The sequence below is a fragment of the Rhodococcus sp. D-6 genome (genome assembly GCF_040256695.1).
Classification (GTDB): Bacteria; Actinomycetota; Actinomycetes; order Mycobacteriales; family Mycobacteriaceae; genus Rhodococcus; species Rhodococcus pyridinivorans.
This window is the reverse complement of record NZ_CP132970.1, coordinates 2,765,896-2,790,755: the sequence shown is the minus strand read 5'-3', so window position 1 is coordinate 2,790,755 and position 24,860 is coordinate 2,765,896. Positions and strand designations below refer to the sequence as shown.

The 24,860-nt window shown below is 70.8% G+C and carries 20 protein-coding genes; 15 read left to right on the top strand and 5 right to left on the bottom strand.

Features of this window, described 5'->3' with window-relative positions; all coding sequences use genetic code 11:
* Positions 1-7: 7 nt before the first annotated feature.
* Complete coding sequence (locus RBB84_RS13165; RefSeq protein ID WP_033096996.1) at positions 8-1,150, bottom strand: acyl-CoA dehydrogenase family protein; 1,143 nt, start codon at positions 1,148-1,150, stop codon at positions 8-10.
* Between the two features lie 69 nt (positions 1,151-1,219).
* On the opposite strand from RBB84_RS13165, the gene RBB84_RS13160 reads away from it, so the two are divergent.
* A complete protein-coding gene (locus RBB84_RS13160) occupies positions 1,220-1,825 on the top strand; it encodes a TetR/AcrR family transcriptional regulator (RefSeq protein ID WP_033096997.1) in 606 nt (201 codons plus the stop codon).
* Positions 1,822-2,397 (top strand): NAD(P)H-dependent oxidoreductase, encoded by a 576-nt coding sequence (locus RBB84_RS13155; protein WP_019288595.1) that lies wholly within the window; start codon positions 1,822-1,824, stop codon positions 2,395-2,397. The genes RBB84_RS13160 and RBB84_RS13155 overlap by 4 nt, the downstream gene beginning before the upstream one ends.
* Here RBB84_RS13155 and eccE read toward each other — a convergent pair.
* Positions 2,385-3,968, bottom strand: a complete 1,584-nt coding sequence (gene eccE, locus RBB84_RS13150; RefSeq protein WP_232333369.1) for a type VII secretion protein EccE — start codon at positions 3,966-3,968, stop codon at positions 2,385-2,387. The two genes, RBB84_RS13155 and eccE, sit on opposite strands and share 13 nt — an antisense overlap.
* A gap of 294 nt (positions 3,969-4,262) precedes the next feature.
* Here eccE and eccB point away from each other — a divergent pair, with 294 nt between their 5' ends.
* Positions 4,263-5,717, top strand: coding sequence for a type VII secretion protein EccB (gene eccB / locus RBB84_RS13145; RefSeq protein ID WP_033096998.1), 1,455 nt, complete (start codon positions 4,263-4,265; stop codon positions 5,715-5,717).
* A 1-nt stretch (position 5,718) separates the two neighbouring features.
* On the opposite strand, the gene mycP is transcribed toward eccB, so the two are convergent.
* Together mycP and eccD are read right to left on the bottom strand one after the other, a co-directional pair.
* Positions 5,719-7,086, bottom strand: coding sequence for a type VII secretion-associated serine protease mycosin (gene mycP / locus RBB84_RS13140; RefSeq protein ID WP_033096999.1), 1,368 nt, complete (start codon positions 7,084-7,086; stop codon positions 5,719-5,721).
* Entirely contained in the window at positions 7,083-8,534 is a 1,452-nt protein-coding gene (gene eccD, locus RBB84_RS13135; RefSeq protein WP_231781809.1) for a type VII secretion integral membrane protein EccD, read from the bottom strand. Before eccD ends, mycP begins: the two co-directional genes overlap by 4 nt.
* A 195-nt stretch (positions 8,535-8,729) precedes the next feature.
* Here eccD and RBB84_RS13130 point away from each other — a divergent pair, with 195 nt between their 5' ends.
* The 9 genes from RBB84_RS13130 to RBB84_RS13090 all read left to right on the top strand — a co-directional run bounded on the left by RBB84_RS13130 (position 8,730) and on the right by RBB84_RS13090 (position 19,288).
* Complete coding sequence (locus tag RBB84_RS13130) at positions 8,730-12,713, top strand: type VII secretion protein EccC (protein WP_033097164.1); 3,984 nt, start codon at positions 8,730-8,732, stop codon at positions 12,711-12,713.
* Complete coding sequence (locus RBB84_RS13125) at positions 12,713-14,227, top strand: type VII secretion-associated protein (RefSeq protein WP_231911948.1); 1,515 nt, start codon at positions 12,713-12,715, stop codon at positions 14,225-14,227. Before RBB84_RS13130 ends, RBB84_RS13125 begins: the two co-directional genes overlap by 1 nt.
* A gap of 130 nt (positions 14,228-14,357) precedes the next feature.
* A complete protein-coding gene (locus RBB84_RS13120; RefSeq protein WP_019288588.1) occupies positions 14,358-14,711 on the top strand; it encodes a WXG100 family type VII secretion target in 354 nt (117 codons plus the stop codon).
* A 60-nt stretch (positions 14,712-14,771) separates the two neighbouring features.
* On the top strand, positions 14,772-15,062 hold the full coding sequence (locus RBB84_RS13115) for a WXG100 family type VII secretion target (protein ID WP_016690931.1): 291 nt from the start codon (positions 14,772-14,774) through the stop codon (positions 15,060-15,062).
* Positions 15,063-15,351: 289 nt separating this feature from the next.
* Positions 15,352-15,795: a 50S ribosomal protein L13 gene (gene rplM, locus RBB84_RS13110; RefSeq protein ID WP_006550055.1), complete on the top strand. Its 444-nt coding sequence runs from the start codon at positions 15,352-15,354 to the stop codon at positions 15,793-15,795.
* Positions 15,792-16,295 (top strand): 30S ribosomal protein S9, encoded by a 504-nt coding sequence (gene rpsI / locus RBB84_RS13105; RefSeq protein ID WP_006550056.1) that lies wholly within the window; start codon positions 15,792-15,794, stop codon positions 16,293-16,295. Before rplM ends, rpsI begins: the two co-directional genes overlap by 4 nt.
* 152 nt (positions 16,296-16,447) lie before the next feature.
* Positions 16,448-17,788 carry a phosphoglucosamine mutase gene (glmM, locus tag RBB84_RS13100; protein ID WP_006550057.1) on the top strand — a complete coding sequence of 447 codons (1,341 nt, stop codon included), beginning with the start codon at positions 16,448-16,450 and terminating at the stop codon, positions 17,786-17,788.
* Positions 17,789-17,906: 118 nt separating this feature from the next.
* Positions 17,907-18,275 carry a hypothetical protein gene (locus RBB84_RS13095; protein ID WP_006550058.1) on the top strand — a complete coding sequence of 123 codons (369 nt, stop codon included), beginning with the start codon at positions 17,907-17,909 and terminating at the stop codon, positions 18,273-18,275.
* A complete protein-coding gene (locus RBB84_RS13090; RefSeq protein WP_019288587.1) occupies positions 18,272-19,288 on the top strand; it encodes a hypothetical protein in 1,017 nt (338 codons plus the stop codon). Before RBB84_RS13095 ends, RBB84_RS13090 begins: the two co-directional genes overlap by 4 nt.
* Before the next feature lie 16 nt (positions 19,289-19,304).
* Here the strand turns inward: RBB84_RS13090 and RBB84_RS13085 are convergent, their stop codons facing one another.
* Entirely contained in the window at positions 19,305-20,153 is an 849-nt protein-coding gene (locus tag RBB84_RS13085; protein ID WP_019288586.1) for a hypothetical protein, read from the bottom strand.
* A 128-nt stretch (positions 20,154-20,281) separates the two neighbouring features.
* Here RBB84_RS13085 and glmS point away from each other — a divergent pair, with 128 nt between their 5' ends.
* From glmS to alr, 3 genes are read left to right on the top strand one after another with little or no spacing between them, the layout of a single operon-like run.
* The gene (gene glmS, locus RBB84_RS13080) at positions 20,282-22,147 is read left to right on the top strand and encodes a glutamine--fructose-6-phosphate transaminase (isomerizing) (RefSeq protein ID WP_006550061.1); all 1,866 of its coding nucleotides are present in this window, start codon (positions 20,282-20,284) and stop codon (positions 22,145-22,147) included.
* Positions 22,148-22,175: 28 nt separating this feature from the next.
* On the top strand, positions 22,176-23,627 hold the full coding sequence (locus RBB84_RS13075; RefSeq protein WP_006550062.1) for a bifunctional ADP-dependent NAD(P)H-hydrate dehydratase/NAD(P)H-hydrate epimerase: 1,452 nt from the start codon (positions 22,176-22,178) through the stop codon (positions 23,625-23,627).
* Positions 23,628-23,685: 58 nt separating this feature from the next.
* Positions 23,686-24,858: an alanine racemase gene (gene alr, locus RBB84_RS13070; RefSeq protein ID WP_019288585.1), complete on the top strand. Its 1,173-nt coding sequence runs from the start codon at positions 23,686-23,688 to the stop codon at positions 24,856-24,858.
* The last annotated feature ends 2 nt before the right edge of the window (positions 24,859-24,860 follow it).

Below are 24,860 nucleotides of genomic sequence, written 5' to 3'. Positions count from 1 at the left end.
TGATCGTTCACCCCGCGAGGGACCGCGCGATCACGAGTCGCTGAATCTGATTGGTGCCCTCGAAGATCTGCGTGATCTTCGCGTCGCGCATGAAGCGCTCGACCGGGAAGTCGCGGGTGTAGCCGTATCCACCGAGGACCTGCACAGCGTCGGTCGTGACCTTCATGGCGGCATCCGTCGCGACGAGCTTGGCCACCGACGCCTGCCGCGAGTAGGGCAGGCCGGCGTCCTTGCGCCGGGCAGCGTCGAGATAGGTGGCGCGGGCCGAGTCGACGGCGGCGGCCATGTCGGCGAGAACGAAGCCGAGGCCCTGGTGGTCGATGATGCGCTTGCCGAAGGCCTGCCGTTCCTTGGCGTAGGCCGTCGCCTCGTCGAGGGCGGCCTGGGCCAGACCCGTCGCGACGGCGGCGATCCCCAGGCGTCCGGAATCCAGTGCGCTGAACGCGATCGGCAGTCCCTGTCCCTCGGCGCCGATCCGGCGCTCGGCCGGGACGAAGGCGTCGTCGTAGTGGGCGGAGGTGGTGGGGATGGCGTGCAGGCCCATCTTCTCCTCGGGCTTGCCGAAGGACAGGCCCTCGGTGCCGGCGGGCACGAGGAAGCACGAGATGCCCTTGCTGCCGGTGTCGGCTGTGCGGGCGAACAGGGTGTAGAAGTCGGCCTTGCCGCCGTTGGTGATCCACGCCTTCGAGCCGGTGATGCGGTAGCCGCCGTCGACGGGCTTCGCACGGCACGCGAGGGCCGCGGCGTCGGATCCGGCCTGCGGCTCGGAGAGGCTGTACGCGCCGATGGTGTTGCCGCCCAGCATCTCCGGGAGCCACTTGTTCTTCTGCTCGTCGGTGCCGTGGGTGGCGAGCGCGAAGCACGACAGTCCGTGCACGCTCACCGCAACCGCCACGGCAGCCCAGCGGGCGCCGAGTTCCTCGAGGACCTGCAGGTAGACCTCGTAGGGTTGGTCGCCGCCGCCGAACTCCTCGGGGTACGGCAGGCTCAGCAGCCCTGCGGCGCCGAGTGCGGGGAAGACGCCCTCGGGGAAGGTCTCCTTGCGCTCGTGCTCGTCGACGCGCGGGGCGAGCACCTTGTCGGCGACGTCGCGGGTGAGGTCGATCAGGTCGTAGGCCTCGCGGGTGGGAAGCAGACGCTCGACGGGCACGGTGGTTCCTCCTGGAAGACTGGGGACCAAAAATAGTACTGAGGACGATACTGCAGTACTGTTCTCGGTATGGCAAGAGTCGGTAGCCGGCGGCCCACCGCCCGGCAGGCGCAACTGTTCGACGATCTGGTCGCGTTGTTCCTGGCAGAAGGCTTCGCGCACCTGACCCTCGACGACATCGCCGCGCGTCTGCGCTGCTCGAAATCGACGCTCTACGCACTCGCGGAGAACAAGGACCGGCTCGTCTACGCGGCGACCGTCCACTTCTTCAAGGGTGCCGCCGACCGGGTGGAGGCCGACGTCGCGCGGGCCGCGGACGCCCAGGCTCGCATCGGCACCTATCTCGAGGCCGTGGGGCGCGAACTCGAACCCGCCTCCACGCGGTTCATGGAGGACATCGCCCACACGCCGGTCGCGCGCGAGGTCTACGAACGCAACACCCGGTTCGCCGCCGACCGCGTCCGCCAGCTCATCTCCGAGGGAGTTGCGGCCGGCGAACTGCGCGACGTCCACGCGGCCTTCGTCGCCGACGTCGTCGCCTCGGTCATGGTCCGCATCCAGCAACGACAGGTGGCCGAGGCGACCGGTCTCGAGGACGCACGTGCCTACCGGGAACTCGCCGCACTGCTCGCGCACGGGCTCTCGACCGCACCGCACCTACGATCGACCCTATGACCACGGCTGCACCGAACGATCCGATCCGCCTCGAGGTCGTCGTCGCGAGTGTCCGCGCCGGTCGCATCGCGCCGGTCGTCGCAGACTGGTTCGCGGCCACCGCACGGCGTCGGCCCGAGTTCGACGTCGGCGTTCTCGATCTCGCCGAGACTCCGCTCCCGCACGACCTCTCGGGCGGTCCCGACGCCGACGCCTTCACCGGTCGCATCGGTGCTGCGGACGCCTTCGTGGTGGTGACCTCCGAGTACAACCACGGCTATCCCGCCGCGCTGAAGACGGCCATCGACACCGTCAAGCACGAATGGCGCACCAAGCCGGTCGGATTCGTCTCCTACGGTGGCCTGTCCGGCGGATTGCGCGCGGTCGAGCAGTTGCGGCAGGTCGTCGTCGAGGTCCACATGGTGCCGGTGCGGCAGTCGGTGAGCTTCCACCGCGTCAAGCACGCCTTCGCGGCCGACGGCACCACCACGGACGAGGCCGCGATCGACGGCGCGGAACGCATGCTCGACCAGATCGCCTGGTGGGCCCGCACCGTCCGCGCCGGAACCGCCCTCGACCGCTATCCCGGCTGAGGCGCCGGATCCGGCATGCGCGACCGGCCGAGATGGGTGCTCTCCGCCGCGATCGTCACGAGGGTGAGAGACGTGCGTTCGCCGCCTACCGTGAGCACCACACGGCCCCCGGCCGCTCCGGGTTGGAGCAACGACACCGTGGGCCGCTCGCGCGGCCATCCGTCCGGGTGGATGTGCACGTGGATCGCGGTCGCGTGCGGCATGGACGAGGTGGGCGGGACGCCGTCGTAGACGACCGTGTCGAAATCGTGGTCGCCCGCGTACTCGCCCGCCAGACGCAGCCGGTCGGGTCCGGCCGCGGATCCGACCAGGCCGCGCCACGCACCGGACCGGTCGGTGTGGACGACGACCCGTGCCCCCACCGCGACGGCGCGGAAGACCACCTGCTGGGCGAGATACAACTCGCCCGCGATGTGGACCGAGCGGACTCCGGGACCGGTGAGACGCGCGGTGACGGCGCGACCGGCGTCGTCCGATCCGATGAGCTGCCCACACCCACCGGCCGGAAGAGCGAGGGCGTCGAGTTCCCCGCTACGCGATTCGCGCAAGGGAACCCGGTCTTCCAGTTGCGGAACCCCGAGGGGCAATGCCGCTGTGAGGAGTTCGGCGTGACGTCCGTACGCCGGGAACAGTCCGGCCACCGAGGGGACGTCCGCCTCGCGCGTGGTGAACCGTGCCAGCGCCCCGACCCGAACCGACCCGTCATCACCCGGTCGCAACCGGAGGACCAGTGTCGACGCCAAAGTTGGATGCGACCAGATCGCCGCCGTGTGGCGGCGGTCGATCCGACATGGGTCGAAGGCGCCGCCCGAGTCGAAGGCGGAGGCCAGGGCGACGTGCCGGCGCGTCGGGGCCCACTCCGCCGCCGGGACCCCGTGGGAGATGCGCAGCGCGGCCTGTTCGATCTCGCTCGCGGTGAGCAGTCGCGCACCGTACCCGGCGTCGCCGAGCGCGCGGATCACGCGCCGCGCCGCCGCGACGACGGTCCGGGCGGCACCCTCGGAGCCTCCGCCCCGACGGGCGGCAGCGGCCGCGCAGGACGTGACGTCGAGTCGGAGCACCACCCGCACCGTGCGTTCGGCCGCGGCGGGAAGCGGGCCCAGCAACTGTGCGTAGGCCTGCCCCGCGGGGGTCGAGTCGCGAACCCGGCGCCCCTGCACCACGACATCGATCCCGTCCAGGACGACGTCGTGCCGGTACAGGCAGGCGGCGATCGCGTCGAGGGGGAGCGTTCGCCCCGTCTCCTCGCTGTCGCGCCCGAGTCGGGTGATCGCACCGGCCGGTGAGAACGGTTCGAGAACCACGGTCGCGTACGGGCCGTCCCATAGCACCCCCACCGGGACTGCCGACCCGACGTGGAAGTCGCGGAGGACACCCGAGACGGAGACGTCGTCCGGGCGTCGGCGCAGAACGGTCGCGATCCATTCGGCTGTGCCGCGTCCGCCGATCCGCACGAGGCACAGCGCGGCCGGTGGCACGGCGATCGCGCAGGCCACCCACACGGACGCCCCCGACACCACCGCCAGCGTCCATACGAGGGCGGCGACGCACTGGGCACCCACGAGCCGCACGGCGACACGGCTTCTCGCATCACCTGCTGCTGTGCTGATCCGTGCACCGGTGGGCGCTGTGCTGACCCGTGCACCGGTGGGCGCTGTGCTGACCCGTGCACCGGTGGGCGCTGTGCTGACCCGTGAATCCCCCGACTCGAAGACGGTTCGTTGCATCGATCCCCCCGAACGACGGCCGGCAATGATTCCGGCGCGGTGCCGACCTTCCCCCTGACCGCGCGGAGCGCCTGTGGTGGACGCCCGACTGGACTGTACTGTGTTGCGCCAGAGAGCGTGCCGTACGGGGGGAGATCGATGGCAGCGCAACCGACCACGCGATGGCAGGTCAGTGGATACCGTTTCCTGGCACGACGCATGGATCATGCGTTGGTGCGGGGCGACGTACGAATGATCCACGATCCCATGCGTTCCCAGTTCCGGGCGTTCGTCGTCGGAGTCGTCGTCGCGTGTGTCGTGCTGGGAGGCTGTGCCGCCCTTGCCCTGTTCCGCCCCCAGGACCGGATCGGTGATGCTTCCGTCGTCGTCGGACGCGACTCCGGTGCGCTCTACGTCGCGATCGGCACGACCTTCCATCCCGTCCTGAATCTCGCGTCGGCCCGGCTGATCCTCGGATCGCCCACCGAACCGGCGGTCGTAGCCGACGAGGAACTGACGACACGACCACGCGGACCGCTGGTGGGGATCCCGGGTGCGCCGTCCTCCCTGGTCCATGATGCAGAGGAGGTGCCGTGGACGGTGTGCGACGTCGCCGACCCGAACGGTCTGCAGTCCTCGACCACCGCCGTGCTCGCCGGCACACCCGACCACCGGGCAGGCTCGGCGCTCGCCGACGACGAAGCGCTCCTCGTGGCCGCGGACGGCAGATACCACTTGCTCTACGAGGGCAGACGCGCCGAAATCGACCCGAACGACCGGTCGCTCGTGCGCCTGCTGGGCATCGACGTCTCCCGTGCGCGCCCCGCGAGTCCCGGACTGCTCGCCGCCGTGCCGGAATCGCCGAAGCTGGCGGCACCCCACATCACCGGCGCCGGAGGTGTCCCGGGCATGTCGATCCCGGGTGTGCGAGTCGGGTCGGTCGTCGCGGTGTCCGAACCGGACGGGCAGAGTTTCCACGTAGTGCTCGAGAACGGTGTGCAGGAGGTCTCGCGGGCCACCGCACATCTCATCCACTTCTCGGATTCGCAAGGAGCACCCGAGATTCCGGTGATTCCACCCGACGTCCTCGCAGCCGCGCCGGTCGTGCACGAACTGCCGGTCGACACCTTTCCCGAGGTCGTCCCGCGCATCGTCGATCCGGGGGAGAGGCCTGTGGCGTGCTCCACCTGGCAGCCCGGCACAGGCGAGAACGACCGGCACCGCTCGACTCTGCGGTTGTCCGCGGGGACGGCCCTGCCCACCGGCAAGGACGCCGTGCCGGTGGTCCCGGCCCAGGCGGACGATGCCGGACCGCAGGTCGACGCGATCCACATCCCGCCGGGCCGCGGCAGATACGTGCAGACCACCTCGCTGACCTCGGACACCGACCGTCTCGGTTCGTTGTTCTACGTCGCCGACACCGGCGTGCGGTACGGCATCACCGATGCGGACGCCGCTGCGGCACTCGGCTTCACGGATCCACCCGCCCGGGTCCCGTGGCCCATCCTGCAGTTGCTCGCTCCGGGACCCGCGCTCGGCCGGGAACAGGCGCTGCTCGCACACGACGGTGTCGCCGCCGACCCGGAGGCGGTCCCCGTCGGGGCGGGCAACTGATTCAGGTCCGTGATCGGGCGAGTCGTCGTGCCGGTGCAGTGAGGACGAGAACGAGGGCGGTCGCGGCGATCACGGCCGCAGCCGAGATCAGTGCGATTGTGCGCGGCCGGTGATCCGGTACCGGGGGAGGAGTCGGCTCGGCGACGGCAACCGCCGGCATCGGCTCCGCGCGCCCGGCCGGCAGCGGCGCGGTGACGGCGGCGAGCGGGTCGACGACCCCGTGGCCCACCTGAGGATTCCATCCTTCCGCGGGGGAGTGGGCGGTGCTCTCGATGCGCGTCATCACCTCTCGGGCGGACAACTGCGGGTACCGCGAGCGCACCAGCGCGACCGTCGCCGCGACGAGCGGCGCCGCGAAACTCGTCCCGGACACCGGTCTGCCGCCCTGGGGGCCGGGGATCAGGTCGGCCAGACCGTCGGTGCCGGGATTGAGTGAGACGAGCCCGCTCCCGGGAGCGGCGACGTCGACCCACGGCCCGGGCAGACTGTACCCGGCCGGTGTGCCGTCGTCCTCGACCGCGCCGACGGTGAGGACGTACTCGTCGTACCAGGCCGGTGATGCCAGGGTGACGACCGAATCCCACGGATCCGCACCGGGATCGGCCGGATCCGCCGAGCGCGGATTGCCTTCGCGGCAGGTGTCGGTGTTGCCGGCCGCCGCGACGACGACCGCGTCGTGTACATCCGTCGCGTACTGCACTGCCGCTCCCAGCGGACCGTCGACGAGGCCTTCGGCGACCGTCCGGCAGGCGACCTCGGAGATGTTGACGACGGTGGCGCCGAGATCCACCGCCTGCCGGACGGCCGCCGCGAGGGTCCGTACGTCGCCGTATCCGGAGGCGTTGCGCGCGGCATCGTCGTCCGATCGGGAGCGGTCGGAGAAATGGCCGCTCGACTGGCGGATGGCGATGATCCCCACGTCGGGTGCGCCACCGGCGAAACCTGATCCGGGTGTCGGCCGCGCCGCGATCAGGCCGGCGACGAGGGTGCCGTGCGCGTCGCAGTCCTCGGTGCCGTCACCCGTGGACACGTAGTCGCCACCCGGCCTCGGGGCCGGCAACCGCGGATGCGGATGGACCCCGGTGTCGATGACGGCGACCACCTGCCCCGCTCCCCGGGTGATCGGCCACACGGACGCGAAGTCGAGGATGCGTTGTGCCCGAGGGATCTGCGGTCCGTCGGGAGCATCCGGCAGTTCTGCGCACAGCACCCGCATCTCGGTGGCCTCGGGAGGCGCAGGCGTCGCGCCGGCGGGCAGTTGCGCCGGATCGGGTACCGGGGGCGCGGCGGTCGCGAGACCCGGAGTAGTGGTCGCTATCAGGGCGGCGAGGGCCAGGACCGCGAACCGGTGTGACAGCCGCACCGTCACAGTCCGCGGATCGCCGCGTACACACCGGCGACCCAGCAGGCCAACGGCACGACGGTGGCGATGGTCGCGTACTCCGCGATCTCGGCGATCCGGCGTTGTACCGGGGTGAACGTCCGTCGCGGCGCGACCACACCGAAGAGGAAACCGGCACACGCGAGACCCGTAGCGGATGCGAACACCGCCCATGGCGGCAACGCTCCGCTCGCTGCCGCACCGACGAGCAGCCCGAGCAGCAGTACCGCGCCACCGGCCACGAGGGGAGCCGCCTGCGCGGTCGCGGTGTAGGTGCGGCCTCGGAAGACCAGGACCACGGCCGACGCCACGGCCAGTGCTACCGCGGGCACGGACACGTCTCCGTCGAACGGGAACGCGGCGCACCACGCTCCGCCCGCCGTGAGTAGGACGACGGCGTGGACGATTCCGGTGAGCGCGCTCCGTGCCCGATTCGCACGGTGCTCGAGCTCCGCCTGTGACGGCAACCCGGACACGCTGCTCTCGGGGGTCTCCGGTTCGAGCGGAGCGCCCGGAGCAGGGACCGGGGGGATGGGGAGTTTCGCGAGCATCGCCGCGAGGCGTGGTGCCGTGCCGGCGAGCAGCAGCGCCACCACCACCGTTCCGGCTCCGAGGGCGCGCGCCTCGAGTTCGGTGGTCGATGCGAGGGTGGCCGTCACGACGACGCCCGCGGCGGTCGCGGCGACCGCCGTGCACGGTGCGAGGCCGATGCGGGTGGCACGCACGGCGAGCACTGCGACCGCACCGGTCAGTGCCGCGGCGAGGACGAGACGCGGCGCCGGCGATTCGCCGGGAACGAGCAGCGCCCCGGCCGTCGCTGCGAGCGGGAAGGCGCACCACAGCAGCGCGGTCGCGGTCCGTCGATCGTCGTGGAGCCGGGCGAGGATGCCTGCGGCGAGCAGCACCAGGAGAGGCAGCGCGGCGCACACGGCTCCGAGGGCGAGACGGCTCGCGCCGTCGGGCAGGAACAGCAACGGTACGCAGCCCGCGGCGAGGGCGACCGGACCCAGGACGGCCGCGATGAGACCCGACGGGCCCGCACCCCACGGCGTCGTGGTCCGGTCCGAGGCCGCGACGCTGTACATGACGTCGTCGAACAACGGTGGAGGAGCGGGGGATCCGGCGTCCTCCAGGACGAGGATCTCCCCGTCGCGGACGCCGTGCTCGTCGAGACTCAGCGCACCGGACAGCGGGGCCCGACCGATCCGGGCGAGCGCCCAGCCGTCGGGTTCCGTGCGTTCGGGTGTCGCGTCGAAGTCGTTGTCGGGCCGGTGGCCGGCGACGAGATTCACGATCCCCGGGAGCAGCAGCGCCACCGGAACGTCGAGGGGCAGTGCGAGATCGACCTCGGTGTGGCGGGCGAGCACGGTGATCCGGCACAGATCCGGGGCGCCCACCTGCCCCGGGGTCTCGGATCGCGCACGCACAGATGTCATCGGCCTCGGTTCCCCCCGTCACTGCAGTCCGAACGACGCAGACCATACGACATCGTCCCGACCGGTGTCGTACCCGAGTTGTCCGTCGAGGGACCGAGGGGCGAACAGGAGCACGGAAGGTCGCAGCCATGGGTTAGTCTTCCACGACCGTGGGGCCGTAGGGGGCGGCCGACGGCGTTCCGGGGGGTGACGAACGTGAGTACCGTGCGTTTCGTACGCAGAGCACGGCGGGAGGCACCGCGCGCTCCCAGCGGCGAGGTGAGTGTCCAACCGCCACCGGACATTCCCCGGGCCACGCCCGGCAATCTGGTGACCAGACTGCTCCCGCTCGTGATGGTCGCGGCGATGATCGGGATGGTCGCGCTGATGTTCACCACCGGCGCCGCACGCAGCCCCATGGCGATGATCTTCCCGCTCATGATGGTCGTGTCCCTGGTGGGCATGCTCGCCAACGGTGGTCGCAGCGGGGGAACGAAGACCGCCGAGGCGAACGAGGACCGCAAGGACTATCTGCGCTATCTCGACCAGCTCCGGCGCGAGGTCACCGAGACGGCGCACGAACAACGTCGGGCGCTCGAATGGTCGCATCCCGACCCGGCCCTGCTGTGGACCCTCGCCGGCACCGTCCGGATGTGGGAGCGGCGCAGCACCGATCCCGACTTCGGTCACCTCAGGGTGGGGCGCGGCGGGCAGCGACTCGCGACCCGACTCGTGCCTCCGGACACCGGGCCGGTCGAGGATCTCGAACCCGTCGCCGCCCTGTCGCTGCGCAGGTTCGTGCGCGCGCACTCGGTGGTGCAGGCGCTGCCCACGGCTGTGTCGCTGCGGGGTTTCGCGGCGATCGGCCTCGAGGGCGATCGCAGCGCGGCGCGCTCGCTCGCTCGGGGGATGCTCGCGCAGGCGTGCACCTTCCACGGTCCCGACACACTGCAGGTCGCCGTCGTGTGCGGGCCCGACACCGCTGCGGAATGGGAATGGATCAAGTGGCTGCCGCATGCGCAGAACCCGGTCCTGCGCGACGGTGCGGGCAGTGCACGCACGGTGTTCGGTTCGCTGTTCGAACTCGAGACCGATCTCGCGGCGGTCCTCGCCGGTCGCAGCAGATTCGTCCGGAACGCCCCGGCCACCGAGGGTGCCGTGCACCTCGTCGTGGTCGTCGACGGCGGGGTCACGGGATCGGGTTCGGGGGTGCTCGACGACGGTCTCGACGCAGTGACCGTGCTCGACCTCTCCGGCTACGCCACGCGGCTCAGCGCGACGCGCGGCCTGCGCCTGGTGGTCGAGGAAGGACGGGTCGGGGTCGCCACCGGCACCGACGTCGACATCTTCGCCGATGCCGACGGCATCGGGACTCCGCAGGCACAGACGTTGGCCAGACTGCTCGCGCCGTACCGGGTGACGAGCGGAGCGGTGGACGAGAGCGCCGGCGACGACCGGCCGTCGAGCTGGCAGGAGCTGCTGGGCCTCGGGGACGTGGCCCGCTTCGACCCCGCGCAGGTATGGGTGCCACGCCGCGGGCGCGACCGCCTGCGGGTACCGATCGGTGTCGGCATCGACGGTGCGCCTGTCGAACTCGACCTCAAGGAGGCCGCCGAGAACGGGATGGGACCGCACGGACTGTGCATCGGCGCAACCGGATCGGGAAAGAGCGAGTTCCTGCGGACGCTGGTCCTCGGTCTCGTGGCGACGCACCCGCCGGAGGCACTCAACCTGGTCCTCGTGGACTTCAAGGGCGGCGCGACCTTCCTCGGTCTGGACCGGATCTCGCACGTCGCGGCGGTGATCACCAACCTCGCCGACGAGATCGCGATGGTCGACCGCATGAAGGACGCCCTCGAAGGCGAGATGAACCGCCGCCAGGAACTGCTCCGGACCGCAGGCAACTTCGCCAACGTCGGCGACTACGAGAAGGCCAGGGCGGCAGGTGCACCGCTCGACCCGCTGCCCGCGCTGTTCATCGTGGTCGACGAGTTCTCCGAACTGCTCTCTCAACAGCCCGAATTCGCCGACCTCTTCGCGGCGATCGGACGCCTGGGCCGGTCGCTGCACATGCACCTGCTGCTCGCCAGCCAACGACTCGACGAGGGTCGCCTCCGCGGTCTCGACAGCCACTTGTCGTACCGCATCGGCCTGAAGACCTTCTCCGCAAACGAATCGCGGAGCGTTCTCGGCGTTCCCGACGCCTACCACCTGCCGTCGACACCCGGCGCCGGATATCTGCGGACCGATTCCGCCGACATCCAGCGGTTCTCCGCGGCGTACGTCTCGGGGCCGTACGAGCCCGGCCGCCCCACCCGGCGCACCCGATCGGCGGTGCCGGCCGGCACGTCCCGGCCCCGGCTCTTCACCGCGCGGGCGGTGCCGGTCGACGCCGGTCCGCCCGCCCCGGTCACGGAGCCGCTCCCGGTTCTTCCCACGGGCGACGGCCGGAGCGTGCTCGAGGTGGTCGTCGACCGGATGCGGGGGCACGGAACACCGGCGCACGAGGTGTGGCTTCCTCCGCTCGACGACTCCCCGTCGCTCGACATGCTGCTGCCCAGGTCGGTGCTCACCGGCGACGTGCCGCGTCACGCAACCTTGCGCACCGTCGTCGGTGTCGTCGACCGGCCGTTCGAGCAACGCCGCGACCCGCTGGTGGTCGACCTGTCCGGGTCGGCCGGCAACGTCGTGGTGGTCGGCGGCCCGCAGTCCGGGAAGTCCACACTGCTGCGCAGCCTCGTCCTGTCGATGGCCCTCACGCACAACGCCGAGCAGGTGCAGTTCTACGGTCTCGATTTCGGTGGTGGCACGTTGTCCGGTCTGGCCGGCCTGCCGCACGTCGGTTCCGTCGCGGGGCGGCACGACACCGACCGGGTGCGCCGCACGGTCGCGGAGATGATGTCGCTGCTGCGTCGTCGCGAACGGTCCTTCGCCGAGAACGGCATCGAGTCCATAGCTCAGCTGCGGCGGATGCGCGCCGACGCGGTCGCACCGGCCACCGACGATCCGTTCGGCGACGTCTTTCTCGTCGTCGACGGTTGGCCGAGCATCCGGCAGGACTTCGAGGCACTGGAACAGACGATCGGGATCCTCGCCGCCCAGGGTCTGTCCTACGGCATCCACGTGGTGCTCAGCGCCCCACGCTGGGGTGACGTGAGGCCCGCCATGCGCGACCTGCTGGGTACGCGGCTCGAACTCCGCCTCGGCGACCCGTCCGACTCCGAGTACGGCCGAAAGAGAGCGGCGATGGTGCCGGAAGGGCGGCCGGGACGCGGTATCGACCGCGATGGCCTGCACATCCTGGGGGCGCTGCCGCGGGTGGACGGAAGCTCCGATCCGGCCGATCTCGCGGTCGGCGTCGCAGCGGCGGTCGAGGCCGTCCGTGCTGCCACGCCGGGGCGTTCGGCGCCACCGGTGCGCATGCTGCCCGAACGCATCGACCGGCCCGACCTTCTCACAGCTCTGCCCTCAGGGTGGCCGCCACCGGCCGACGCGTCCCCGGCGGCCCGGCTCTCCGTCCCGATCGGCATCGACGAATCCGAACTCGCGCCCGTATCGGTGGATTTCACCGACCATCCGCACCTGCTGATCTTCGGCGACTCGGAGTGCGGCAAGACCAATCTGCTGCGAGGGCTGTGCCGCGGACTGGTCGAAGCCGGCAGCGGTGCGCAGACCAGGATCATCGTCGGCGACTACCGCCGCACGCTGCTCGGTGTCATGGGCGGCGACCATCTCGGGGGATACGCTGCGTCGGCAACGGTCCTCGCAGCCATGGTCCGCGAACTCGCCGGCATCTTCGAGCGCCGGCTGCCGGGCCCCGGCACGACGCAACAACAGCTGCGCGATCGATCGTGGTGGACGGGACCCGAAGTGTTCGTGGTGATCGACGACTACGACATGGTCGCCACCTCTGGCCAGAATCCGCTGCTGCCGTTGCTCGACTATCTCCCGCAGGGACGCGACATCGGCCTGCACCTGGTGGTCGCGCGTCGCTCGGGTGGTGCCGGACGCGCGATGTACGAACCGATCCTCGGGCGTCTGCGGGAGTTGTCGACTCCGGGTCTGATCATGAGCGGTAGCCGCGACGAGGGAGCGCTCGTCGGCGCGGTCCGTCCGTCGCCGGTGCCGCCGGGCCGCGGCACACTCGTACGACGCGACGGCACGGCGCTCGTCCAGACCGCGTGGGCGCCGGAGGTGTGATGGCGCTCCGGGACGAGACGGTCGTCGCGGTCGCGTTCACGCTGACACCCGGATCCGTCCACATCGGATGGCCCGGAACCACGCGCAGCGTGCCCGCTCTCGCCGCGGATCTCGGCGACCGACGGGTCTACGGAGCGGCAGCGGAGGAACCGTCGGAGCCGGCCGGCGTCGCAGGACTCATGGATGTCACGGAACTCGTGGATGCGGCCGCGGTCGAAGGGGAAACCGAACTCGGAGAACTGCTGAGCGGGCTCGTCTCCTACGCCGCAGCGACCGTGGGTGCACCGGACATCGGCGGGGTGGCGTGCGCGATACACCCGACCTGGTGGAACGAGCGGCGCCGCGATCTCTTCCGGACCGCCGTGCGGCAGGTCGCAGGCGATACGATCCTGCTTCCGGCCGCGGTGGCCGCCGCGCGCGCCGCCGATCCTGCGCCGCACGAGCGGTGTGCGGTGCTCGAATTCGCCGCCGGGGGAGTCACCGCCGTGAGCATCGCTCCGCCGGGACCCGACGGGCCGACCGTCGAACGACTCGCACGCGATCCGGGTCTGTCGGTGCACTCCCCGGACGCCGCGATGCGACTCGAGAACCTGCTGACCTCGGTGTGCGGCGGGGCTGGGCCGGAGGTCGTGGTGGTGACCGGCGGCCCGGGCGAACCGTCCGGTGTCGAATCCTTCTCTCTCGCAGTTGATCTCGTGGGTTCGGGTCGGCGGGTGCTGCCCGTCGCGGCCTCGGAGATGCTCAGCGCCGTGACCGGCCCTCCGGCGCCACCGGCAGGAACCGGAGGGACCGCGAGAGCCCCGGCCATCGCTCCGACGACCGACGGACCCGACAGGACACTGCCGTGGCTCAGCGAGGTGTGCGCACGCCCGGATCCCCCTCGTGGCGGGCGGGCCGGCACGGTGCCCGCGCTGGTCGTCGCCGGGGCGGTGATTCCGTTCCTGCTCGCCGCTACGATCTTCCTGTGGCCGCTTCTCACCGGAGAAGGTGGAGACGCGGAGGTCCCGGCTCCGCCGGAAGTCGTTGCTGCAGAGGAGCCGCCGACCGACGCTCGTGAGCCCGAGTCGGCCGCCGACGCCGGTCCCTCCCCGTCGACGCGGATCGACGCCGGTCCGCTGCACCTCGACCTGCCGGAGGGCTGGCGCGTCCGCGACCCCGCGACCGTGCCCGAGGGGCGCGCGGAACTGATACCGGTCGGCGGAACCGATCGCCGGATCCTGGTCGTGTACCGCGATCTTCCCGACGGGATCGACGAGCGCTCGGTCGCCTCCGCGTTGGCGGAGCGGGCCGCCGAACGTGCACCTGTCATCCGCGACCTCGACACCGACACGACCTTCGCCGACCGCAAGGTCGTGGCGTACACCGAAGTTCCCGACGACTACTCGGTGGTGCGGTGGTCGGTCCTGGTCTTCCCCGGACTTCAGGTCTCCGTGGGATGCCAGTACCTCGAGGGGGAATGGACCCGTATCCGGAGTGAATGCGAGCAGGCCGTCCACACCCTCCGGGGCGGGTGAGAAAAGTAGGTCCACGAATTTCGGAAGGCGCGGAACCGATACCGGATCGGGTGCGTCCAACCAGATGTAGGAGCCAGGACCGGCTCGACACCGAGCCGGATGATCCACGCACGAGCGAAGGAGTACGCCGTTGACCCAACCGACCGGCAATTCGAATCACCTCACCACCGATGTAGCGACCATGGAGGTCGTCGCGGGACAACTCCAGGACTCCCGCGCCGAACTCGACGCGATCCTCGGTCGTCTGACGGGCGTGGTGCAGTCCGCGCCGTCGGTCTGGCGGAGCCGCTCGGCGGAACAGTTCGCCGGAATCATGGAGCGCTGGAACGTCAACCACACCAAGCTGTCGAACGCCCTGGACGAACTGGCAGAAGCCGTGCGCACCAGTGGACGGTCGTACGCCGCTGCCGAGGACCAGCAGGCCCAGTCCTTGTCGGCGATCGACCCCGATGGCGGTTCGGTGCTCAACGGGTCGTTCAACTGATCGCCGGTCGCTCCGGCACACAGCCCTCCGGCACACATTCGAGAACAAGGAGAACGATCCGTGTCCGAGATCTATCAGAACTTCGCCGGCGTCGCCGACCTGCACGCCCAGCTCGTGTCCGGTCAGAAGGCGATCGAGGCGACGCTCGACCGCATCGAGGGGCAGGTGGCGCCCCTCATCGCCACCTGGGACAGTGGGGCGCAGGAGCGCTACGCCGCCACGCAGGCGCGCTGGAACGAGGCCGAGGCCGGCCTCATCCAGGTGCTGCACGACATCGGTCGGGTGGTCTCGACCGGTAACGACAACATGCAGGAGGTCGAGCGACTGAACCAGCAGCGCTTCCCGGGCTGATCCGGGTCTGCCGGATCCGGACCGATCCGGCGCTGTCACGTCCCGGTGGTGGAGAGGCCGCCGGGACGTGCTGCTGCTTCCGGGGTGCTCCAGCGGAGGGTGCGCAAGGGCAGGGCTGCTGCGGTGCTTTGACCGGCCCGGCGTCCGCCCGGTAGAGTGTCCCCTCGGCGTGTCGCACGTCGTCGTGCCCTGTGGTGCGACGAACACCTCTCCCGGGTCCCAACTGGCCGCCGGGCGTGGCAACCGTCGGCATGCAGGCCAGCAGCGAAACGATAGACGAGGAAGATCTGTGTCTACGTACACACCGAAGGCCGGCGACGTGACCCATCAGTGGCACGTCATCGACGCCACCGACGTGGTGCTCGGCCGCCTCGCGGTGCAGGCGGCAAACCTGCTCCGCGGCAAGCACAAGCCCACATTCGCGCCGCACGTCGACGGTGGTGACTTCGTCGTCATCATCAACGCCGACAAGGTTGCCGTCTCCGGCAACAAGCGGACCGACAAGTTCCTCTACAGCCACTCCGGTCACCCGGGCGGTCTGCGGGCTCGTTCCGTCGGCGAGGTTCTCGAGAAGAACCCCGACCGCCTCGTGGAGAAGGCCGTCACCGGCATGCTCCCGAAGAACAAGCTCGGTCGCGCCATCGCGAAGAAGCTGAAGGTCTACGCGGGCCCGAACCACCCCCACGCCGCGCAGCAGCCGGTGCCGTTCGAGATCAAGCAGGTGGCACAGTGACGACGCCCGAGGAACAGAACGTGAACCCCGAAGAGTACGTCGAGAACGTCGAGGTCGCTGCAGACGAGTACGTCGAGGACGTCGTCGAGGCACCTGCTGCCCCGATCGTGTTCGACCGTCCGGTCCAGACCGTCGGTCGCCGTAAGGAGGCTGTCGTCCGCGTCCGCCTCGTGCCCGGCACCGGCAACTTCACCCTCAACGGCCGCACCATCGAGGACTACTTCCCGAACAAGGTGCACCAGCAGCTCGTGAAGTCGCCCCTGGTGACGGTCGAGCGCACCGAGTCGTTCGACATCCACGCACGCCTGCACGGCGGCGGTCCGTCCGGCCAGGCCGGCGCGCTGCGTCTCGCCATCGCGCGTGCACTCACCGAGGTCACCCCCGAGGATCGCCCCGCGCTCAAGCGTGCCGGCTTCCTCACGCGTGACCCGCGTGCCGTCGAGCGCAAGAAGTACGGCCTGAAGAAGGCCCGTAAGGCATCGCAGTACTCCAAGCGCTGATGTGCCGCCGACGCTGATTTCGTCAGAGTCGGCACCTGTTCCATCACGAGAGCAGGCGTCGGTAGACATCTCCTACCGGCGCCTGCTTTCGTGCATTCTGTCCTCTATCGACACCCGCGGCGGGGGCCGCACACGACTGGGAGGCTGTGTACATGGGTCGGTTGTTCGGCACCGACGGAGTCCGGGGCTTGGCCAACGCCGAGCTCACATTGGAGCTGGCAGTACGCCTGGCAGGCGCTGCGGCAGCGGTCCTGGCCCCGCAGGGTGCCGAGCGGCGACCGGTCGCGGTCGTGGGTCGAGATCCACGCGCGAGCGGGGAGATGCTCGAGGCGGCCGTCACGGCCGGACTCACCGCAGCCGGAGTCGACGTGGTGTCGGTGGGCGTACTGCCCACCCCAGCGGTCGCGTACCTCACGGGTGACTACGGCGCCGACCTCGGCGTGATGATCTCCGCGTCGCACAATCCGATGCCCGACAACGGCATCAAGATCTTCGCAGCCGGCGGGCACAAGCTCGACGACGAGGTCGAGGACCGGATCGAAGCGGTGCTGCACGGCGACGCCGAGAGCGCCGCACGCCCCACCGGCTCCGGTATCGGCCGGGTGCGCGTCGTGTCCGACGCCCTCGACCGTTATCTCGCGCATCTCGCGACGGCCGTGCACAAGCCGCTCACCGGTACGACCGTAGTGGTCGACTGCGCGCACGGCGCCGCCTCGCAGGCCGGCCCGGCCGCCTACGCGGCCGCAGGTGCCACGGTCATCGCGATCAACGCCGAACCCGACGGACTGAACATCAACGACGGCTGCGGATCCACGCACCTGTCCGTGCTGCAGCAGGCCGTGCTCGAGCACGGCGCCGACCTCGGTCTCGCGCACGACGGCGACGCCGACCGCTGCCTCGCCGTCGATGCGACCGGCACGGTGGTCGACGGTGACGCGATCATGGCGATCCTCGCTCTCGGCATGCACGAAGCCGGTGAACTTCCCGACGACACCCTCGTCGCCACGGTGATGAGCAATCTCGGTCTGCATCTCGCGATGCGCGCGGCGGGGATCCAGGTGCGCACCGTCGGCGTGGGCGACCGCTACGTGCTCGAGGAGCTCCGCCGCGGTGGCTACGGCCTCGGCGGTGAGCAGTCCGGCCACATCGTCCTGCCCGCGCACGGTACGACCGGCGACGGCGTGCTCACGGGCCTGCGCCTGATGGAGCGGATCGCCACGACGGGTCTGCCGCTCGCGAAGCTCGCCTCGGTGATGACATCGCTTCCGCAGGTCCTCGTGAACGTGCGGGTCCACGACAAGGTCGCCGTCGCGAGCGATCCTGCGGTGGCGGACGCGGTCGCGGAGGCCGAGCGCGAACTCGGTGAGACCGGCCGGGTGCTGCTGCGTCCGTCGGGCACCGAGCAGCTCGTACGCGTCATGGTCGAAGCCGCCGACGACGATCACGCCCGGGCGGTCGCCGACCGTCTCGCGGGAGTCGTCGCCGCCGTCTGACCTGCGCGGTCCCTGCCCTTCGCTGCCGGTTTCCGCTCGCAGTCACGCTGCGGTGGAACCGGATCGTCCTGCGCTGCGTCCTAACCCTTCGAGAGGGTTCGGTGGGTGAAGGGCGGACATGGACACACAGCACAGCACGATCCAGGTCGACGGCGACGCGGTGCGAGCCGTCGCGGCACGACTCGCGGAGGTCGCCGAGGACGCCGACGACGAGATCCGTCGTGGCTTCGGCGGTCTCGTCTTCGACGGCTCCGGTGCCGGATCGACGCACCGGTCGGCCGGCGTTCGCGTCGAGACCGGATATCGCAGGATGCGTGCGACGTGTGAGAGCTGGGCGGCGACAGTGCAGGCGCAGGCCGACGCATTGCGCGCGGCGGCAGACAGATACCGGCACCAGGACGACGCGACCGGCATCGCCCTCACCGCTGTGACCGGTGCCGAACTCGACAGCGTCGGGTTCGGCGACGCAGGGACCCGGCAGCCGTGAGGACCCCTCCCGAGAGCGCAGGCGACATCCTCGACGCGGGAGCGCCCGGCCTGGCCCGTCTGACCGACCTCGTGCAGTCCCTGCACACTCTCGGGCTCGAGTCCGGCTGTTGCGTCGCGGACGTCCGGGCACGCTACGACGAGGAACGAACCCTCTCGTTGCCCGCCCTCGCCGACGACGCCGCCACGACGCGCTCGCTCGCGACCTCGCTCGGTCGTCGGACCGACGAACAGCGTCGCCTCCTGCAGCAACTCGACGAGTCGTGGGACGGATCCGCCGCCGACCGGGCTCGCGCCGAGCTGACGGCCACCGTCCGTTCCGGAGTGGCGCTGTGTGCGTCGCTGACCGATCTCGCGGTCGCGCTGGAATCGGCGGCCACCGCGATCGCCGCAGCGTTGCGTGAGAAGGCCCGCGTCGTCGGGGAACTCGCGGAAGGCACCGTCGACGGTCGCACGAGGGACGAGATCGACACGATCGTCGCCGGAGCGAGCGGTGGCCCGCACGGACCGAGCCCGGAGGAGCATGCCCGCTGGTTCGGCAACCCGCCCGGTGGCGACGTGGGCGACCCGCCCGGTGGCAACCTGGGCGACCCGCCCGGTGGCGACGTGTCCGACCCTGCCGCCGAGTGCCGGAGATGGATGGAGGAACGTCTGGTCCCGGCGGTCCGGGACGCCGTCGACGTGGTGCTCGGGGCATGTGAGGAGGCCGTCCGCCGGATCGCCGGCAGCGTCACCGACCTGGCGACGACCACCGAACGCGTCGCCGATGATGCCGGGGCGGCGGCCGCGGGCGTATCCGGTGCCGGGACGGTGGCTCCCGTCGTCGACGACGGGTCGACGCAGCACGGACCGAGCGACCCGCCGAATCAAGGTGCACTGCTGACGGTTCCCGGGATCCGCCCGGGCGAACGCAGACGCGAACACACCCCAGGACCGGTCGAGGCCGACCGCCGGCAGGACGAGAACGACGAGGGCGGTGCAGGAGTCGTGCTCGCGGAAGCCGGACCGCTGTGACGCGAACGACGGAACGTCAGCGCCCGAGGAGCAGGTTGACCTGCGTGCCGAGATCGCGATCGACGACGTCGGGGTCGGAGATCACCGTGGAGCCGGGCAGCTCCGTGGTGAGGTCGGAGAAGATCGCGTACGTCTTGTCGCCCGTGAGACGGTGCAGCAGGAAGCCGGTGAGCAGCGCACGAGTGCGTTCCTGGGTGCGACGCTCGGCACCACCGACGCCGAGCGCTCCGAGCAGGCGGCGCCCCTCGACGAGTCCTTCGTCGTTCGCCTTCTCGACGACCCGCAGCTGCACGTCGTCGCTGCCCCAGCCCCGGGCGACCGCGACGGCGTCGCTGGTCATCGACCCGATGCTCTTCTCGCCGACGAGGACGAGGCCCGGTGCCCGCACGCGGCCCGCGGCTTCGGAGGCAGCGGGGGAGACGGGCGAGGGGTAGAGCGCGGCGACGGCCGCGACCTCACGCCTCGCAGCGGCGAGCACCGCCGCCCCGGCACCCGAGCCGTGGCCCACCAGCGCGAGCTTCGACGGATGGACACTGATCCGCCCGGTACCGAGACGCACGCCGGTGCAGATGTCGAGGGTGGTGAGCAGGTCGGTCGACAAGCCGATCGTCGACGGCACCGGTCCGCGTTCGGTGTTGGGTGCGCCCACCACGATTCCCCAGGACGCGAGGTGCTCGAAGAGCTTCGTGTACTTCGTGACCCCGGTGAGCCAGCCGTGCCCGAACGCGATCGCGGGCAGGTCGAAGCCTTCCGCTGGGGTGTACACGACACCCGGCTGACCGGCGAGCGCCAGGTCGCCGCGCAGCACCGAGTGCGGGCCGCGCCGGGAGAGTTCCTGAGCCAGTTTCTTGGGGTTCGCCGCCACGGCCTGAACGTTAGCGGATGGCGCTGCCCGCCGGGGTCGGTGCGTACCGGACGGCGTGCCCCGATGCAGGTGTACGGGCTCACCGGTGTGTTGTTCCCGGGCGGGGGTCGACCAGTACCCTGCTAGGCATGTGCGGAATCGTGGGCTATGTCGGGCACCGTCGTGCTCTCGACGTCGTGGTGGAAGCGCTGCGGCGGATGGAGTACCGGGGTTACGACTCGGCGGGAATCGCCATCCTCGACGGCAAGGGTGGTCTGGCCGTCGAGCGGAAGGCGGGGCGGCTGGTCAATCTGGAGGCCGAGCTCGCCGAGATCGGCGAGGAGCACTTCGCCGGTACCGCGGGGATGGGGCATACCCGGTGGGCCACCCACGGTCGTCCCACCGACCGCAATGCGCATCCGCATCGCGACGCGACCGGCAAGGTCGCGGTGGTGCACAACGGCATCATCGAGAACTTCGCGCCGCTGCGTGAGGAGCTCGAGAAGTCGGGTGTGGAGCTGGCCAGCGACACCGACACCGAGGTCGCGGTGCATCTGGTGGCCCGCGCCTACGCCGAGGGTCCGACGGCGGGCAACTTCGTCGACAGCGCCCGCAGTGTGCTGCGCCGCCTGCAGGGTGCGTTCACACTGGTCTTCGCCCACGCCGATCATCCGGGCACGATCGTCGCGGCGCGCCGGTCGACGCCGCTGGTCGTCGGGGTCGGCGACGGTGAGATGTTCATCGCCTCGGACGTCGCGGCGTTCATCGAGTTCACCCGGGAGGCGGTCGAGCTCGGTCAGGACCAGGTCGTGGTGATCACGAACAACTCCTACGAGGTCACCGACTTCGACGGCAACACCGACGTGGCGACGCGTCCGTTCACCATCGACTGGGATCTCGCCGCCGCCGAGAAGGGCGGCCACGACTACTTCATGCTCAAGGAGATCGAGGAGCAGCCGGCCGCGGTCGCCGACACCCTGCGCGGTCACTTCGTCGACGGGTGCATCGTGCTCGACGAGCAGCGCCTGTCCGATCAGGAACTGCGCGACATCGACAAGGTGTTCGTCGTCGCCTGCGGCAGCTCGTACCACTCGGGCCTGGTCGCCAAGTACGCGATCGAGCACTGGACCCGCCTGCCCGTCGAGGTCGAGCTGGCCTCGGAGTTCCGCTACCGCGATCCGGTGCTCGACCGGTCCACGCTGGTCGTGGCGATCTCGCAGTCCGGGGAGACCGCCGACACCCTCGAAGCGGTCCGGCACGCCAAGGATCAGAAGGCGCGGGTGCTGGCGGTGTGCAACACCAACGGCGCGCAGATCCCGCGGGAGGCCGACGCGGTGCTCTACACCCGCACCGGCCCGGAGATCGGTGTGGCCTCGACGAAGGCGTTCCTGGCGCAGATGGCCGCGAACTACCTCGTGGGTCTGGCGCTGGCGCAGGCGCGCGGCACGAAGTATCCCGACGAGGTGGCCCGCGAGTACCAGGACCTGGCGGCGATGCCGGAGAAGATCGCCGAGCTGCTGACCGGCATGGAGCCGGTGCGGGCGCTGGCGCGGGAGCTGTCGGCCTCGCCGGCCGTGCTGTTCCTCGGTCGGCACGTGGGCTACCCGGTCGCGCTCGAGGGTGCGCTCAAGCTCAAGGAGCTGGCGTACATGCACGCCGAGGGTTTTGCGGCCGGTGAGCTCAAGCACGGCCCGATCGCGCTGATCGAGGACGGGCTGCCCGTCATCGTCGTCATGCCGTCGCCGAAGGGCCGCGCCGTGCTGCACAGCAAGCTGCTCAGCAACATCCGCGAGATCCAGGCCCGCGGGGCCGTCACCGTCGTCATCGCCGAGGAGGGCGACGAGACGGTCCGGCCGTTCGCCGATCACCTCGTCGAGATCCCGTCGTCGGCGTCGCTGCTGCAGCCGTTGTTGTCGACGGTGCCGTTGCAGGTCTTCGCCGCGGAGGTCGCGCAGGCCCGTGGTTACGACGTCGACAAGCCCCGCAACCTCGCCAAGTCGGTCACCGTCGAATAGCGACCCACCCGCCGGTGCAGGAGGGACGATGCGCAGTTTTCACCCGTCCGACGTGGTCCGCGCGGCGGAGGCGCCGCTGCTGGAGTCTCTCCCCGAGGGAACCCTCATGCGGCGCGCGGCCTACGGACTCGCGCGGGTCGTGGCTTCCGAACTGCGTGAACGCACCGGTGGGATCGCCGGTCGGCGGGTGAGCCTGCTCGTCGGGTCCGGCGACAACGGCGGCGACGCGCTGTGGGCGGGAACCTTCCTGCGCCGGCGGGGCGTGTCCGTCACTGCACTGCTGCTCGACCCCGACCGGGCGCACCCCGCGGGTCTGCGGGCACTGCGGAAGGCCGGCGGGCGGATCGTCCCGGCGACTCCAGAGCACCTCGGCGACCCGGACCTCGTGCTCGACGGCATCGTCGGCATCTCCGGGCGCGGCCCGCTGCGACCGGCGGCGGCCGCGCTCGTGGACGAGATCACCGCGCCGATCATCGCCGTCGACATCCCGAGCGGTGTCGACCCCGATACCGGTGCCGTCGACGGACCGGCGATCACGGCCGCGGTGACCGTCACCTTCGGCGCCTACAAGCCGGTCCATGCACTCGGCGCCACGCGCTGCGGTCGCGTCGAACTCGTCGACATCGGACTCACACTCCCGGAGGCCGGGCTGGTCGCGGCGGAACCGTCCGAGATCGGCGCGATCTGGCCGGTGCCCGGCGCCGAGGACGACAAGTACTCCCAGGGTGTGGTGGGTGTCCGTGCCGGCAGCGCCCGGTATCCGGGGGCGGGTGTGCTGTGCACGGGAGCGGCCGTCGCCGCGACCTCCGGCATGGTGCGCTACGCCGGGTCGGGTGCCTCCGAGGTGCTCGCGCGGTTCCCCGAGGTCGTCGTGTCGCCCTCGGTGGCCGAGACCGGGCGGGTGCAGGCCTGGGTCGTGGGGCCGGGTGCCGGTACCGACGATGAGGCCTGCGCGAACCTGCGCGACATCCTCGCCACCGACCTGCCGGTGCTCGTCGACGCCGACGGACTCACGCTCCTCGCCCGCGAACCCGGTCTCGTGCGGGGCCGGTCCGCGCACACCCTGCTCACCCCGCACGCCGGCGAGTTCGCCCGCCTGACCGGGAACCGCCCCGAACCGGACCGGGTCGCGGCGGTACGTTCCCTCGCCGCCGACTGGGGAGTGCACGTGCTGCTCAAGGGGCGCGCGACGCTCGTGGCACGGCCCGACGGGCACGTCTTCGTCAACGATGCGGGCGGTTCGTGGGCGTCGACCGCGGGTGCCGGGGACGTGTTGGCCGGTGTCATCGGGTCGTTGCTCTCGTCGGGCATGCCGGTGGACCTGGCCGCGGCGGCCGGTGCTCGGGCCCACGCCCTCGCCGCGAACCTGGCCGCGCAGGACCCCGAGTCCCCTGGAGCGGCGCCGACCTCGGCGAGCGCGATCCTCTCGCGACTCGGCGACTCGATTCGTCTGTTGCGCACCCACATTGCCGAATCGTGACGTGGTACACGGGGACACGACGTCGGCGTCCGACGGCGCAGTGGCAGGATCGACAGACGTGACCACGACCCAACGCACCCCGCGACCTGCACGTACCGTCCTTCCCCAAGCCGAAGCCCTCATCGATCTCGATGCCGTGTCGGAGAACGTACGAGCGCTCCGGGAGTACGCGGGTCCCGCTGCGGTCATGGCCGTCGTCAAAGCCGACGCCTACAACCACGGGGCCGTGCCGGTCGCGCGTGCCGCGCTCGCCGCAGGCGCCCGCGAACTGGGTGTGACGACGCTCGGCGAGGCCCTCGAACTCCGCGCCGCGGGTATCGAGGCTCCGATCCTGTCGTGGCTGCACACCGCCGACTCCGATTTCGCTCCCGCCGTCGAGGCCGGGATCGAACTGGGCGTGTCCTCGCCGCGGCATCTAGCGGCCGTCGTCGAGGCGGCGCGGCAGGTCGGGGTCACCGCGACCGTCACGGTCAAGGTCGACACCGGCCTCAACCGCAACGGTGTCGCCGTCGACGAGTGGGACGACATGGTGCGCGACCTGGGCCGGGCACAGGCCGAAGGTGTCGTGCGGCTGCGTGGAGCCTTTTCGCACCTCGCCCACGGCGACGAACCCGAGCATCCGGGCAACGCCGAGCAGCGCGACCGGCTGAGCGAGGCCGTCGCGGATCTGCGGCGGCACCATCTGGCTCCCGAAGTGGTGCACCTGTCGAATTCCGCGGCCACCGTCACCCGCCCCGACCTGCGATTCGACATGGTTCGGCCCGGAATTGCGATGTACGGGTTGACACCGATCCCGGAACTCGGCGACCTGGGCTTCCGGCCGGTGATGACCGTGCGGGCGAGGGTGGTGCTGGTGAAGAAGGTGAAGGCGGGAGACGGGGTGTCCTACGGGCACACCTGGACTGCTCCCGCGGATACGACGGTGGCGCTGCTGCCCATGGGATATGCGGACGGGATCCGCCGCAATCTCAGCGGGCGCATCGAGGTGCAGCTCGGCGGGCGCCGGTGCCCGCAGATCGGGCGCGTGTGCATGGATCAGGTCGTCGTCGACCTCGGCCCCGATGGGGCAGGAGTAAGCGAGGGCGACGAGGTGTTGTTCTTCGGTGACGGGCGTCACGGAGAACCGAACGCCCAGGACTGGGCGGACAAGCTGGGCACGATCAACTACGAGATCGTGACCGGCATCGGCGGACGGACCGTCCGGACCTATGTCGGAGCGAAGGGAGCGTGACG

Bases quoted from the DNA above. Each gene is read 5' to 3' on its own strand.
- RBB84_RS13160 (WP_033096997.1), top strand. From the start codon at position 1,220: ATGGCAAGAGTCGGTAGCCGGCGGCCCACCGCCCGGCAGGCGCAACTG.
- RBB84_RS13155 (WP_019288595.1), top strand. From the start codon at position 1,822: ATGACCACGGCTGCACCGAACGATCCGATCCGCCTCGAGGTCGTCGTC.
- eccB (WP_033096998.1), top strand. From the start codon at position 4,263: ATGGCAGCGCAACCGACCACGCGATGGCAGGTCAGTGGATACCGTTTC.
- eccD (WP_231781809.1), bottom strand. From the start codon at position 8,534: ATGACATCTGTGCGTGCGCGATCCGAGACCCCGGGGCAGGTGGGCGCC.
- RBB84_RS13125 (WP_231911948.1), top strand. From the start codon at position 12,713: ATGGCGCTCCGGGACGAGACGGTCGTCGCGGTCGCGTTCACGCTGACA.
- glmM (WP_006550057.1), top strand. From the start codon at position 16,448: ATGGGTCGGTTGTTCGGCACCGACGGAGTCCGGGGCTTGGCCAACGCC.
- RBB84_RS13095 (WP_006550058.1), top strand. From the start codon at position 17,907: ATGGACACACAGCACAGCACGATCCAGGTCGACGGCGACGCGGTGCGA.
- glmS (WP_006550061.1), top strand. From the start codon at position 20,282: ATGTGCGGAATCGTGGGCTATGTCGGGCACCGTCGTGCTCTCGACGTC.
- RBB84_RS13075 (WP_006550062.1), top strand. From the start codon at position 22,176: ATGCGCAGTTTTCACCCGTCCGACGTGGTCCGCGCGGCGGAGGCGCCG.